Here is a 14,055-nt window from a genome sequence, read left to right as displayed (position 1 = left end):
GTGAGCGGAGGCCGCCCGGGCCGCAGGCTCGTCGTCGAGGCCGACGGCGGGTCCCGGGGCAACCCCGGGCCCGCCGGGTACGGCGCGCTGGTGCGCGACGCGCTCACCGGCGAGGTGCTGGCCGAGGTCGCCGAGTCGATCGGCACCGCCACCAACAACGTCGCCGAGTACCGCGGCCTGATCGCCGGGCTGGGCGCCGCCGCCGCCCTCGACCCGTCCGCCCGCGTCGAGGTGCGGATGGACTCCAAGCTCGTCGTCGAGCAGATGTCCGGCCGCTGGAAGATCAAGCACCCGGACATGGTGCCGCTGGCGCTGCGGGCCCGGGAGACCGCCGCGGGCCTGGGGTCGGTGTCGTACACGTGGATACCGCGCGAGCGCAACGCCGACGCCGACCGCCTGGCCAACGAGGCCATGGACGCCGCCGCCCGCGGCGAGCACTGGACCCGCGAGACCGGCGGCACGTCCCGCGACACGGCCGCGCCGCCCGAGGAGGACGACACGGCCCCCGCCTGGTCGTCCGCCACCACCACCCCGACCACCACGCTCCTGCTCCGCCACGGTGAGACGGCCCTGTCGGTGGACAAGCGCTTCGCCGGCACCGGCGACTTCCCGCTGACCGACAACGGCGCCGCCCAGGCCCGGGCGGCGGCGCGGGTCCTGCGCGACCAGGGGATCGACGCGATCGTCACCTCGCCGCTGAGCCGCTGCCGCGACACCGCCGCCGCGGTCGCCGCCGAGACCGGCGCCCCCGTCCGCGTCGAGGACGGCCTGCGCGAGACCGACTTCGGCGACTGGGAGGGGCTCACCTTCGCCGAGGTGGGGGAGCGGTGGCCGGGCGAGCTGAAGGCGTGGCTGGCCGACCCGTCGGCCGCCCCGCCGGGCGGGGAGAGCTTCACCGCGACCGCGCGCCGCGTCCGCACCGCCTTGGACAAGCTCAAGGTCCGCCACCGCCACCGGAAGGTGCTGGTCGTCACCCACGTGACCCCCATCAAGCTGCTGGTGGTGGCCGCGCTCGGCGCCCCCATGTCGGCGATGTACCGGATGCAGCTGGACGTGGCGTCGCTGTCGCGGATCGACTGGTACGACGACGGCCCGGCGACGCTGCGCGCGTTCAACGACGTCCACCATCTGTGACCGACCCCGGCCAGGCGGCCCGCAGGCCGCCTGGCCTACGTTGGGAGGGGTGGAGACGAAGATCCTGCTGGACGAGTCGAGGCTGCCCGGCCGCTGGTACAACGTCGTCCCCGACCTGCCCGCGCCGCCGCCCCCGCCGCTGCACCCCGCCACCCGCGAGCCGGTCGGCCCGGACGACCTGGCGCCGCTGTTCCCGGCCGAGCTGATCGCCCAGGAGGCGAGCACCGACCGCCACGTGGACATCCCCGAGGAGGTCCGCGAGGTCTACCGCCTGTGGCGTCCCACCCCCCTGATCCGTGCACGGCGCCTGGAACGGGCCCTGGACACGCCCGCCCGCATCTACGTCAAGTACGAGGGCGTCTCGCCCGTGGGCTCCCACAAGCCGAACACGGCCGTCCCCCAGGCGTACTACAACGCGCGCGCGGGAGTGCGCCGCCTCACCACCGAGACGGGCGCGGGCCAGTGGGGCAGCGCCCTGGCGTTCGCCTGCGCCCAGTTCGGCCTCGATCTCGACGTGTGGATGGTGCGCGCCTCCTACGACCAGAAGCCGTACCGCCGCTCGATGATGGAGCTGTACGGCGCCCGCGTCCACGCCAGCCCGTCCACCGCCACCGCCTCCGGCAGCGGGATCCTCGCCGAGCACCCCGATTCGCCCGGCTCCCTGGGCATCGCCATCAGCGAGGCCGTGGAGGTCGCCGCGGCGTCCGACGACACGCGGTACGCCCTCGGCAGCGTGCTCAACCACGTCCTGCTGCACCAGACCGTCATCGGCGAGGAGGCGCTGGAGCAGCTCGCGCTCGTCGACGAGACCCCGGACGTGATCGTCGGCTGCACCGGCGGCGGCTCCAACTTCGCCGGGCTGTTCTTCCCCTTCCTGCGCGAGAAGCTCGCCGGCCGCATGGACCCCGTCATCCGCGCCGTCGAACCCGCCGCGTGCCCCACGTTCACCCGCGGCCGCTACGCCTACGACTTCGGCGACACCGCCGGTTTCACGCCCCTGCTGAAAATGCACACGCTGGGGCACGAGTTCGTCCCCGACCCCATCCACGCGGGCGGCCTGCGCTACCACGGCATGGCCCCGCTGCTGTCCCACATGTACGAGCTGGGGCTGTTCGACGCCGTGGCCAAACCCCAGCGCGAATGCTTCGAGGCGGGCGTCCTGTTCGCCCGCACCGAAGGCATCGTCCCCGCCCCCGAACCCACCCACGCCCTGGCCGCCGCCGTCGAGGAGGCCCGCAACGCCACGAGCGAGAAGGTCATCCTCACCGCCCTGTGCGGCCACGGCCACCTCGACATGGCCGCCTACGACCGCTACCTGTCCGGCGAGATGCGCGACCTCGACCTTTCCGTGGACCGCATCGAGGCGTCGCTCTCCCGCCTTCCCTGACTCCGATAGGCTTGGGGCACGGCGGACGAGCCGGCCGGACGGCCGCGTCGGGGCCTCGCGCCCCGCCGAGGAAGGTCCGGGCTCCACAGGGCAGGGTGGTCGGTAACGCCGACCCGGGGCGACCCGCGGGACAGTGCCACAGAAAGCAAACCGCCACCGGCACCGCCGGTGGTAAGGGTGAAACGGTGAGGTAAGAGCTCACCAGCGCCCACGGTGACGTGGGCGGCTCGGTAAACCCCACCCGGAGCAAGGTCAAGAAGGGAAGCGACGCTTCCCGCGCAGGCGTCCGAGGGCTGCCCGCCCGAGCCTGCGGGTGGACCGCTGGAGGTCGTCGGCAACGGCGACCCGAGATGGATGGCCGTCACCGCCGCTCCCGCGGCGGCACAGAACCCGGCCTACAGGCCGACTCGTCCGCCGCTCCCGCGGCCCGGGGGCGAATGAACCGTGCCGGGAAACGGACGGTGGGGCGAACGCGCGCCGAAGTGTGCATTCTCGCGGCGAGTTCGGGTCATACGACACAGTTGATTCGAAACGGTGCCTCTAACGTTCAAGTACGGCCGATCTCGGGGGATCGGCCGGAGGCGGCGGGGCCGTCCCGAGGCGGCTCCGCGAGAGAGGAGCGCCGATGTTCGTCGTAGCGATCGTTGTCGGGCTCATCACGTTGCTGGCGTCACTGGTCTTCCTGGCGGACTTCGCCCGGGCCACCCGGAGCGACGACCCCCGCCTTCCCGCCCACAACTCGCGGGCGCGGCGGCACCGCTGGGCGGTCGGGATGTACACGCGCGGTCCCGAGGACCGGGAGAAGGAGCTCGTCGGCCGATGAGGGGACGGGGCGGCGGGCCGGTCGCGCGGCCCGCCCGTCCCTCTTGCCAGGGCCCGCCCCTTCCTCAGGTCAGGGCGCGCTCGTCCGGCGCCTCGTCCGGTACGGGCACGAACGTCCCGGACGTCCGGTCCAGCACGTGCACCTTGGCCGTCTCGAGGTCGAGGTAGAGCCCCACCAGTTCGAGCCCGCCGGCCTCGACCCGCTCGCGCAGCCAGGGGTAGGTGAGCAGGTTGTCCAGCTGCTGCATCACGTTGATCTGGCACAGCCGCGTCAGCGGGGGCTCGTCCTGCTCGCCGGCGGCGGCCTCGGCGTCCAGGAAGCGGGTCAGGCTGTGATGGCCGTGCCGCAGCCAGCGGGTCAGGGACGTCAGGTGCTCCACCTCGCGGCCCCCGGCCAGCAGCGCCGCCATCGCCCCGCAGTTGGAGTGGCCGCACACGGTGATGGTGCGGATGCCCAGCACGTTGATCGCGTACTCGACGGTGGCGGCCACCGAGTCGTCGGGCGTCCGGGAACCGTGCCGCGGCACCAGGTTGCCGACGTTGCGGTTGATGAACAGGTCGCCGGGGCCGCTGGCGGTGATGATGTTGGGCACCACCCGCGAGTCCACGCAGGTGATGAACAGGTGCTCGGGTTTCTGCTCGAACGCCAGCTCGGCCATGATCGGCCGTACCAGCGGCGCCGTGCTGCCGTGGTACTCCCGCACGCCCGCCAGCAGCAGGGCGCTCGCCGAGACCTCCGGCGCGTCCGGCTCCTGGGGCTGGGAACGGCGTCGCCGGTTCGCCCACGGCGCCCACCAGCGAGCAGGCGGCGAGGATTTGCGCGTAGGTGTGGTTTCGCCGGTCACAGCCCTTTCATACCAAGCCTCGTGCACCTCGTCGATGTCGACCCCGCCACCTTGCCGTTCGTGTGACAGGCGCCACGCGTGCACGGCGTCGAACGCGGCGTGATCCATGAAGTCGACGTTCAGGTCCAGGTCGACGGCCGCCCCGGCCGGAATCTGCCGCAGCACGCCGATCAGCCGCGGCACGCCGAGGAACGTCAGCGTCCCCTCCACGGCCACGTGCCAGCGCGACCCGTCGGCGGCCTCCCGCACGTGCACGCTCAGCCGGGTCAGCCGCCGCAGCGCCAGCACGGCGGCGACCGCGATGCCCAGCAGCACCCCCTCGCCCAGCCCGAGCAGCACCACGCCGAGCAGCGTGGTCAGATAGACGGTGGCCTCCCGGTGATGCCGCAGGTCCCGGAACCGCGCCGTGCCGATCATCCGCAGGCCCAGCACCACCAGCAGCGCGGCCAGCACGCACAGCGGCACCCGTTCGATCACCGGCCCGCACGACAGCGCCAGCACCAGCACCCACACGCCGTGCAGCACGGTCGACATCCGCGAGCGCGCCCCCGCGGCCAGGTTGGCGGTGCTGCGGACGATCACCCCCGCGACGGGCAGCCCGCCGAGCAGCCCCGACACGGTGTTTGCGGCGCCCTGCCCGAGCAGCTCGCGGTCCAGGTCGGCCTGGCGCACGCCGGCGGGACGGGCGCGGTCGACGGCCACGGCGCACAGCAGCGACTCCACGGCCGCCACCGCGGCGACCGACACGACCGCGCCGACGATCTCAGGCGCGGGGCCGTGCGGCAGCACCGGCGGGGCCCAGCCGGTGACGAGCGAGTCGGGCAGGTCGACGCGCGGCACGTCCCAGCCGAGCGCCCAGCCCGCCAGCGTGGCCAGCACGACGGCGGGCAGCGGCGCGGGGATCCAGCGCAGCGCCGCGCCGGCCCGCCCGTCCCCGGCGAGCCGCGTCAGCCGCGGCCAGCCGAGCAGGATCGCGATGGTCAGCAGTCCCAGCAGCACCGGACGCGAGTGCGAGGTGATCAACTGGACCGGCAGGTCCCGCAGGTTGCGCACCGCCGAGCGCTGCGGGCTGCCGCCGAGCACGACGTGCAGCTGCGCCACCACCAGGACCACGCCGACTCCCGCCAGCATGCCGTGCACGACGGCGGGCGACACGGCCAGGGCCGTCCGCGCGACCCTGCTGGCCCCGAACAGCAGTTGCAGCAGCCCCGCCAGGAACGTGATCGTGCAGGTGGCCCGCCAGCCGTAGGTGGCGACCAGCTCGGCCACGATGATCGTCAATCCGGCGGCCGGGCCGCTGACCTGTAAAGGCGATCCGCCGAGCAGCCCCGCCACGATGCCCCCGACGATCGCCGCGACCAGCCCGGCGGCGACGGGCGCCCCCGACGCCACCGCGATGCCGAGTGACAGGGGGATCGCGACCAGGAACACAACGAACGACGCGGGCAGGTCCCGTCGCATGACGGATGCGCTGAGTATTTTAGTCGTCACACTTCGTATCGAAGCATGATCTCGGTCGCCTCCTACACCCCCGCCCCCTATCACGACGACGCGCCCGCCTGCCCTGCGAAGGGCGGACGGGCGCGTTATGGGGGCGCGTCAGCGACGGTAGTCGCGGTGGCTTTCCCAGTCGTCGGGGTCGCGCGGGGGGCTGCCGGGGTAGGAGCCGCCGTACGAGCCGCTCTGGTCCTGGCCCCCCTGCTGGGAACCGGGGGAGCCCTGCTGGGAGCCGTAGTAGTTGCCGTACGCCTGGGTGGCGCCCGGGTCGCCGAAACCGCCGCCGGGGGGCGTGCCGCCGGTTCCCGAGGACGAGTCGATGCCCAGCGGGTCGCTGCCGCTGTAGCTGCTGCCGCTGAAGTCGCCGTAACGGCCGGGCTCGCCGGACGGCTGCTCGCCCGTGCCCGGGTAGGACGACCCGTAGGAGTCGCGCCCGGTGTTCAGCGGGTCGTCGTACCCCCGGGACGAGTCGCCGTAGGCGGGCGACGTCGGGTAGCCGTCGGTGCCGCCCTGACCGGAGGCGTAGCCGCCCGTGCCCGTCGACGACGGCGGCGCCGACCACGGGCCGGTGGACGAGCCGAACGAGGAGGAGCTTCCGGTGCCGAGCGGGTCGCCCAGCGGGTCGTTCAGGGGGCTGCCGCCGTACGAGGAGCCGGACGACTCGGGTTCGGAGGACGACGGCGCGGGACCGGACCCGGCCGACCGCTCATTCTGGATGCGCTGCAGCAACTCGTCCACCGTGGGCAGCTTGTTGTCGTCGCCCGCGCCCGACGGCGCCCCGGACGACGCGGCGGGCGCCGACGGAGCCGGGGCCGCGGGGGCGGGAGGCGGCGAGGCGGGAGGCTGCGAAGCGGGCGGCGGCGAGGTGGGCGGCGGGGGCGGCGTCGAGCCGTATCCGCCGAAGCCGCCGTGGTCGGCGGGCTCCGGCGCGCGGCCGAGGTCGCCCAGGCCGCGGATGGAGTGCTCGTCGGTGCGGCCCAGGGGCAGCCCCAGGGCGTCGGAGCCGCCCGGGGCCCCGGAGGAGCCGGACGGCGACAGCGGCCGGTCGTAGCCTTCGGGACGCGGCGAGGGGCCGGTCGCGGCGGAGTGGCGGCCGCCGCCCAGCGGGTCGCCACCGTACGGCGAGGACTGGTCGACGCCGGGGGCACCGGAGCCGTAGGCCGGATCGCCGTAGGACGGGTCGCCGTAGGAGTCGCCGTACGACGGCTCCGCGCCGCCGCTGCCGGGGGGCGGGCCGAAGGGCGACTGGTCCGCGTTCCCGTAGGCGAGCTGGTCCTGGGGGCCGGTGCCGTAGGGCGGCTGGGCCTGGCGGCCCATGAGGTCGGCGGGCAGCGGGTCGTTCGCGGTCGACTGCGGGTCACCGGGCAGGTGCGAGGTCGCGCTCGGGTCGCCCGACAGGTGGGTGGTGGCGCCCGGGTCACCCGACAGGTGCGCGGCCGGGGGGAACGAGGACGGCTGCTGCGGCACCTGCTGGGGACCGGTGCCGCGTCCGCCTTGGACGGGCTCGGGGGCGCCGGGCATGTCGCCCATCGACACCGGCTGCGTCATCATGGGCGGCTCGCCGGGCATCGCGGGGCCGCCCGGCCCCGCGGCCCGTTCGTGCTGGCCCTGGGCGAGCAGCGGGTCCTCGGCCGGGTCGACCTCCGGGTGCTCCTGCTTGTCGTGCTGCCAGGGGAACTTGGGCTTGTCGAAGGTGATGGTGGCCCAGTAATCGTCGTCGGCCATCTCGTCGGCGTCGCCGCCCGCCGCGGGCGGCGGGGTGGGCGGGGTCGGCGCGGCGAGGGGACCCGCCCCGCCGGCGACGCGGCGGTCGTAGCCGCCCTGGGGCTCGCCACGGCCCTGCGGCTGCGCCTGCTCGGGCCCGGGGGCCGCCTGGGCGTAGCCGTCCTCGTAGCCGCCTTCGTAGCCGTAGCCGTCGTCGGCCGGCGCCTCCTCGGGGGCGCCGCCGGACCGGTAACCGCCGCGCGGCTGCTGCTCGTCGGCCATCCAGTCATCGTCGTCGTCGCGGGCCGCCCGGCTGGCCCGCAGGCCCAGGGCCACCAGGACGACCACCAGGACGACGACCACGATCAGGCCGAAGACCACGATGTAAGTTGTCATGCCACCACCCAATGCCTTGGCCCGACGAGACGCGTCAGCGGGGCCCGCGGGTTCGTCCCGATTGCCGGCTGGCCGGTCGCCGACGGTCCGGTCCCCGGGGACCTAGACCGATTCTGACCGACAGACCGATTCTGACCGACCGCTATGACCGTTGTCACACCATTCGCGCACATCTGCCCTCGCCCGGCGCGCACCGGCCGACCCGCTGGTCGACCCCCGCGCCACTGTCGTCTCCGGCCCCCCGCAAGGACGGCCCTGACCTCTGCGCTCTGCGGCCCCACGGTCAACGCGCCTGTTCGCTCCCGAAGTTCCCGGTGATCCGGCCCCGGCCCACCGTGTGCTCGGCGATGGCGCCGAGCGAGTCCTCCAGCGACGCGCCCCTGCGGAACAGCGGCGTGTCGTTGGGGACGTCCAACGCGTAGATGGTGAACCGGTACCGGTGCCGCTCGTTCCTGGGTGGACACGGCGGCGTGTAGCCCACCTTGTCGCCGGTGTTGAGTCCCTCGACCGTCTTGTCCAGCTTGGCGCCCTCGACGATCTGCTGCGTGGTCCCGTCGATGCCCGCGATCACCCAGTGCACGTAGGCGCTGTCGGCGTCGTCCATGACGATCGCGAACGACCGGGTTCCGGCCGGAGTCCCCGACCACCGCAGCGGCGGGGTCCTGCCCTGCCCGCCAGGGTACGTCCCGCAGGCGTACCGCGTGGGCAGGTCGCGGCCATCGCGGAACACCGGGCTGGACACGGTGAACCACTCGGCCAGCTCGGCGCTCTGGTTCTGCGGCAGGCCGATCAGCCCGCAGCCGCTCAGCGCGCCGGCGAGCGCCACGGCGGCCGCGGCGGCCGCGGCGCCCGCGGTGGCCGTGACCGGACGCCGGTCTTTGCTCATCATCGCTACGCTCCCGGGCGAGATCGTACGCCGCGCCCCGCCGGACTCGGTGCAACTTCACGGTTCGTTCGTGGGCGGCCCGGGGGCCCGGCGCCTGGCGGGCGGCGTCCCCATGCCGCGTCCGGCCCCACCTTAGGGGTTCGATGGGGGTGGAACGGGTCTTTTCTCCCCGGCGGGCGGCGTGCCCGGCGAGAATCCCCTGCCGAGGCGATGATCTGTGAACTACGTCCCATGCCGTCCGATTCGAGGGGAAGAGGTGATGAAGTTCACGGCCCCCTCAACGTCCCAATTTGACGACATGGAAACTTCCGCTGTTCTTCCGCCGTTTTCGTTTGGTTCCACCCGCGCTGGTCGGATAGTTTGTGAATGTCTTCACAAGCCGACCGTGACAGAGGAGGCCGCGAATGGCCAGGACCGTCGAGGAGACCCCTGGCGCTCCCCACATCCTCATTGTGGGTGGCGGCTACGTGGGCATGTACACCGCGCTGCGGCTGCAGAAGAAGCTGCGCCGCGAGCTCAAGCGCGGCGAGGTCAAGATCACAGTCGTTGACCCCAACTCGTACATGACCTACCAGCCGTTCCTGCCCGAGGCCGCCGCCGGGAACATCTCCCCGCGGCACGTGGTGGTACCGCTGCGCCGGGTGCTGCCGCGCTGCTCCGTGCGCAACGCCCGCGTGACCGAGCTGAACCACTCCGAGGGCTGGGCGATCGTGCAGCCGCTGGCCGGGCCGCCCGAGCGGATCTCCTACGACTACCTGGTGATGGCCGCCGGGGCGGTGCCGCGGATCCTGCCGATCCCCGGACTGGCCGAGAACGGCATCAGCCTCAAGACCGTCGGCGAGGCCATCCACCTGCGCAACCACGTGCTCCAGCAGCTTGAGATCGCCGAGTCCACCGGGGACGAGGAGATCCGCCGCAAGGCGCTGACCTTCGTGTTCGTCGGCGGCGGCTTCGCCGGCGTGGAGGCGGTCGCCGAGCTGGAGGACATGACCCGGCACGCGGTCAAGTACATGCGCAACGTCACCGCCGAGGACCTGCGGTTCGTGCTCGTGGAGGCGGCCGACCGGATCCTGCCCGAGGTCGGGCCGGACATGGGCAAGTGGACCGCCGAGCAGCTGCGCGGCCGCGGCATCGACGTGAAGCTGAAGACCCTGCTGAAGTCCGCGGTGGACGGCGAGATCGAGCTGTCGGACGGCAGCCGGTTCCCCGCCGGCACGCTGGTGTGGAACGCCGGCGTCAAGGCCGCCCCGGTCGTGCGCGGCAGCGACCTGCCGCTGGACGAGCGCGGCCGCGTCAAGGCCACCGAGTACCTCACCGTCGAGGGCCTGGTGCGCGCGTTCACCGCCGGTGACAACGCGGCCGTCCCCGACCTGACCCAGGAGGGCATGACCTGCCCGCCCAACGCCCAGCACGCGGTGCGCCAGTCCAAGGTGCTCGCCGACAACCTGGTGCGGTCGCTGCGCGGCAAGTCCCTCAAGCCGTACGTCCACAACAACGTGGGCGCGGTGGCCGGTCTCGGCCTGCACAAGGGCGTCGCCTACACCTACGGCTTCCGGGTGAAGGGCTGGCCCGCCTGGTTCATGCACCGCAGCTACCACGGCTCCCGGGTGCCGACGCTCAACCGCAAGATCCGGGTCCTGGTCGACTGGACGCTGGCGCTGTTCCTCAAGCGCGAGACCGTCTCGCTGGGCATCATCGAGCAGCCGCGCGCCGACTTCGAGCTGGCCGCGCTCGCCGACGCCCCGCCCCAGTCCAAGACCAAGGAGAACGCCGCCTGATCCCAGGCGGAGCCCTGCCCTCAGGGGCGACACCCCGGGCAGAAGCATCTGACGCCCCGGCGGCCCACCGGCCGCCGGGGCGTCAGGTGTTCGCGGCCGATTTCCGGTTGCGGCGCCGCTGCGGCAATGTGCCAGTTTGGCCCGATGGAGTCGTTCACCGGGTCGGGCCGTTTCGTCGGGGCGATGGAGGACAATCGGGCTGTGCGGATCGGGATCCTGGGGCCGCTGGAGGTGGTCGCGGACGGCCGTCCCGTCGAGATCGGGGGCGCGCGCCTGCGGGCGCTGCTGACCCGGCTGGCGCTGGAGGCGGGACGGATGGTGCCCGCCGAACGGCTCATCGAGGACCTGTGGGAGGAACGCGCCCCGCACGGCGCGCCCAACGCGCTGCAGTCGCTGGTGTCCCGGCTGCGCGCCGCGTTCCAGGAGGCCGGGGCCGGGCGCGACCGCCTGGAGTCGCGCCGCGGCGCCTACCGGCTGGCCGTGCCGCCCGAGGCGGTGGACGCCCACGACTTCGAGGCCCGGATCCGCCGGGCGCGCGGCCTGGCCGACCCGTCCGCCCGGTCCGCCGAGCTGCGCGCGGCCCTCGCGCTGTGGCGGGGCGCGGCGCTCGCCGACGCGTCCGGGCTGCCGTTCGCCGACGGCCCGGCCGCCCGCCTGGAGGGGCTGCGCCGTGCCGCCCTGGACGAGCGGATCGACGCCGACCTGGCCCTCGGGCGGCACGCCGAGCTGATCCCCGAACTGCAGGCCCTCGCCGCCGCCGAGCCGCTGCGCGAACCGCTGCGGGGCAGGCTCATGCGGGCCCTGTACGGGGCGGGCCGCCAGGCCGAGGCCCTGGCCGAGTACGAGTCGATCAGGAGCCTGCTCGGCGAGCGGCTCGGCGTCGACCCCTCGCCCGACCTGGAGGCGGTGTACCTGGCGGTGCTCCGCCGCGACTCCGCGCTCGTCCCGGCCGCTCCGCGTCCGGCTGCGGCCTCGCCGCCGCCCGCGAACGGCGCGCCCGCCGAGGGCGCCTCCGGCGAGTCGTCCGGCGTCCCCGCGCGTACGTCCTGGGACGAGGCCGAGCCCGGCCGACGGGGCAACCTGCGCGCCCGGCTGACCAGCTTCATCGGCCGCGACCACGACCTGAAGGCGGTCGACGAGCTGCTCGGCGGCGGGCGGCTGGTCACCCTGACCGGACCGGGCGGGTCCGGCAAGACACGGCTGTCGGTCGAGGCGGGCCGGCGGATGCTCGACCGGATGCCCGACGGGGTCTGGGTGGTGGAGCTGGCGCCGATCGTCGACCCGGCCGAGGTGCCCTCCGCCGTGCTCGGCGCGCTCGGCATGCGCGAGACGGCGCTGATCGGCACGGCGAACCGGCTGCTGCCCGAGCAGGCCGACGCGCTGGACCGGCTGGTCGCCGCCCTGGCGCGCAAACGCCTGCTGTTGCTGCTGGACAACTGCGAGCACCTGCTCGACGCCGCGGCCCGGCTCGCCGACCGGGTGCTGGCGGGCTGCCCCGGCGTGCGCGTGCTGGCCACCAGCCGCGAACCCCTCGGCATCACCGGCGAGGCGCTGTGGCCGGTGCCGCCGCTGGAGCCGCCGCCCCCCGACGCCGGCGCCGCCGAGGCGATGACCTACCCGGCCGTCCGGCTGCTGGCCGACCGCGCCGCCGCCGTCCGCCCCGGCTTCACGGTGACCGGCGCCAACGCCCCTCACGTGACGCGCATCTGCCGGGCGCTGGACGGCATGCCGCTGGCGATCGAGCTGGCCGCCGCCCGGCTGCGCGCCATGACGCCCGCCCAGCTCGCCGCCCGCCTGGACGACCGCTTCCGGCTGCTCACCGGGGGCAGCCGCACCGCGCTGCCCCGCCACCAGACGCTGCGTTCGGTCGTCGAGTGGAGCTGGGAGCTGGTGTCGGACGCCGAGCGGGCGCTGTGGCGGCGGCTGGCGCTGTTCACCGGCGGCGCCACCCTCGAGAGCGCCGAGGCGGTCTGCGCGGGCGACGGCCTGGACCGCGCCGAGATCCTGGACGTGCTCACCGGCCTGGTCGGCAAGTCCCTGGTGTCCATGGTCGAACAGGACGGCGGCGAGCCCCGCTACGGCATGCTGGAGACCGTCCGCGCCTACGGGCTGGAGCGCTTGGCCGAGGCCGGTGAGGAGGGCCGGCTGCGCCGTGCGCACGCCGAGCACTTCCTGCGCCTGGCCGAGACCGCCGAGCCCCGCCTGTTCCGCCACGACCAGCTCGACTGGCTGGCGCGGCTGGCGGCCGAGCACGACAACACGCACGCCGCGCTGTACTGGGCGATCTCCGCGGGAGAGGCGGCCCTGGCGGTGCGGTTCTGCGCCGCGCTCGGCTGGTACTGGTTCCTGCGCGGCAACCTGAGCGAGCACGCCGACGCGCTGGAGGACGTGGCGCGGCTGCCCGGCCTGCCCACCGACCAGAGCACCGCGGTGGCCCTGGCGATGGGCGCCATGACGTCCCTGGACATGGTGGACAACTCCCGGGTCACGCAGTGGCTGCTGCGCGCCCGGGACATCTGCGAGCAGCTCGGCGAGGAGCCGTCGCATCCGGTACTGCGGCTGATGCTGGCGACCCTGGAGCTGCACCTGTCGGGCTGGAGCCCCGACCGGTTCCCCGCGATCGAGTCGCTGATGGACGACCCGGACCCCTGGGTGCGCGGCGTCGCCCGCTTCGCCCGCGTGCAGATGGGCATGGGCTTCGGCCTCACCGAGGGGCTGGAGGAGCACGTGGAGCAGTCCATCGCCGAGTTCCGCGCGATCGGCGACCGGTGGGGCCTGTCGTTCGTGCTGACGGCGCGGGCGGAGCTGCAGGCGCGCCGGGGCAGGGGCCGCGAGGCCGTCGCGACGCTGGAGCAGTCGATGGAGCTCAGCGAGGCGCTCGGCGGCGGCACGGCCATGCGGCTGCACGCCACGCTGGCGCTGGCGCGCCAGGTGTTCCTGCTCGGCGACCGCGCCCGCGCCGAGGAACTGCTGACGGCCGCCCTCCGCGAGACCGAGCGCACGGGCGCCAAGGAGGGGACGGGCCTCGTCCAGCAGCAGCTGGCCGAGCTCCTGCGCCGGGCCGGGGAGCCGGAGGAGGCGTCGCGCCGCCTGGCCCGCGCCGAGGACCTGCTGGCCCGGCACTCGCACGGCCTGCTGCGGGCGCTCGTGCTGACCTCCCGCGCGTTCCTGGACCTGACCCGGGGGGACGCCGAGCGGGCCCGGTCCCGCCTGGAGAAGGCCCTGCGCGAGGGGGTGGAGGCGTTCGACCACATGGCGGTCGCCGCCGCGCTGGTGGCGATGGCGCACGTCGCGCTCGCCGATGACGACCCCGAACGCGCCGCCGTGCTGATCGGCACCGCCGATGCGTTGCGCGGCATGCCCGACCTGTCGTTCCCCGAGTCGCTGGCCGTCGAGCGCGCCGCCCGCGCGGCCCTCGGCGACGCGGCGTACACCGCCGCCTACCGGCGCGGCCGCGAGCGGACCTTCGGCGACGTGCTCAGCGAGTTCGGCATTCCGCGCCCACCCGCCCCCGAGGACGTCCTGCCGCCGTCCTCCGACGGGCATCCCGGCGCCTGACCCGGGCGGCGCGCTCGGCACGCGCCGCCCGGGGGAGCCGGACGCCCG

8 protein-coding genes and 1 other RNA gene are annotated in these 14,055 nt (G+C 74.4%); 6 read left to right on the top strand and 3 right to left on the bottom strand.

Annotated features, from left to right (window positions below; genetic code table 11):
- The 4 genes from ABD811_RS14865 (at position 1) to ABD811_RS14850 (ending at position 3,344) form a co-directional block, all read left to right on the top strand.
- The gene (locus tag ABD811_RS14865; protein WP_344946934.1) at positions 1–1,134 is read left to right on the top strand and encodes a bifunctional RNase H/acid phosphatase; all 1,134 of its coding nucleotides are present in this window, start codon (positions 1–3) and stop codon (positions 1,132–1,134) included.
- Positions 1,135–1,183: 49 nt separating this feature from the next.
- Complete coding sequence (locus ABD811_RS14860) at positions 1,184–2,521, top strand: TrpB-like pyridoxal phosphate-dependent enzyme (RefSeq protein WP_344946931.1); 1,338 nt, start codon at positions 1,184–1,186, stop codon at positions 2,519–2,521.
- Between the two features lie 26 nt (positions 2,522–2,547).
- Positions 2,548–2,935, top strand: an RNA gene (gene rnpB / locus ABD811_RS14855) — RNase P RNA component class A.
- Positions 2,936–3,146: 211 nt separating this feature from the next.
- The gene (locus ABD811_RS14850) at positions 3,147–3,344 is read left to right on the top strand and encodes a hypothetical protein (RefSeq protein WP_344946928.1); all 198 of its coding nucleotides are present in this window, start codon (positions 3,147–3,149) and stop codon (positions 3,342–3,344) included.
- A gap of 64 nt (positions 3,345–3,408) precedes the next feature.
- Here the strand turns inward: ABD811_RS14850 and ABD811_RS14845 are convergent, their stop codons facing one another.
- The 3 genes from ABD811_RS14845 to ABD811_RS14835 form a co-directional block, all read right to left on the bottom strand.
- Positions 3,409–5,649, bottom strand: coding sequence for a SulP family inorganic anion transporter (locus ABD811_RS14845; RefSeq protein ID WP_344946925.1), 2,241 nt, complete (start codon positions 5,647–5,649; stop codon positions 3,409–3,411).
- A gap of 138 nt (positions 5,650–5,787) precedes the next feature.
- Positions 5,788–7,785: a hypothetical protein gene (locus ABD811_RS14840; RefSeq protein WP_344946922.1), complete on the bottom strand. Its 1,998-nt coding sequence runs from the start codon at positions 7,783–7,785 to the stop codon at positions 5,788–5,790.
- A gap of 283 nt (positions 7,786–8,068) precedes the next feature.
- Complete coding sequence (locus ABD811_RS14835) at positions 8,069–8,671, bottom strand: YbhB/YbcL family Raf kinase inhibitor-like protein (protein WP_344946919.1); 603 nt, start codon at positions 8,669–8,671, stop codon at positions 8,069–8,071.
- Positions 8,672–9,144: 473 nt separating this feature from the next.
- On the opposite strand from ABD811_RS14835, the gene ABD811_RS14830 reads away from it, so the two are divergent.
- Complete coding sequence (locus ABD811_RS14830) at positions 9,145–10,449, top strand: NAD(P)/FAD-dependent oxidoreductase (RefSeq protein ID WP_425549411.1); 1,305 nt, start codon at positions 9,145–9,147, stop codon at positions 10,447–10,449.
- Positions 10,450–10,650: 201 nt separating this feature from the next.
- On the top strand, positions 10,651–14,007 hold the full coding sequence (locus ABD811_RS14825) for an AfsR/SARP family transcriptional regulator (RefSeq protein ID WP_344946913.1): 3,357 nt from the start codon (positions 10,651–10,653) through the stop codon (positions 14,005–14,007).
- Positions 14,008–14,055 lie beyond the last annotated feature (48 nt).

The organism is Actinomadura miaoliensis, from assembly GCF_039536785.1.
Taxonomy (GTDB): Bacteria; Actinomycetota; Actinomycetes; order Streptosporangiales; family Streptosporangiaceae; genus Spirillospora; species Spirillospora miaoliensis.
The sequence above is the reverse complement of the archived record's forward strand: the minus strand, read 5'-3'. Positions and strand labels throughout refer to the sequence as shown.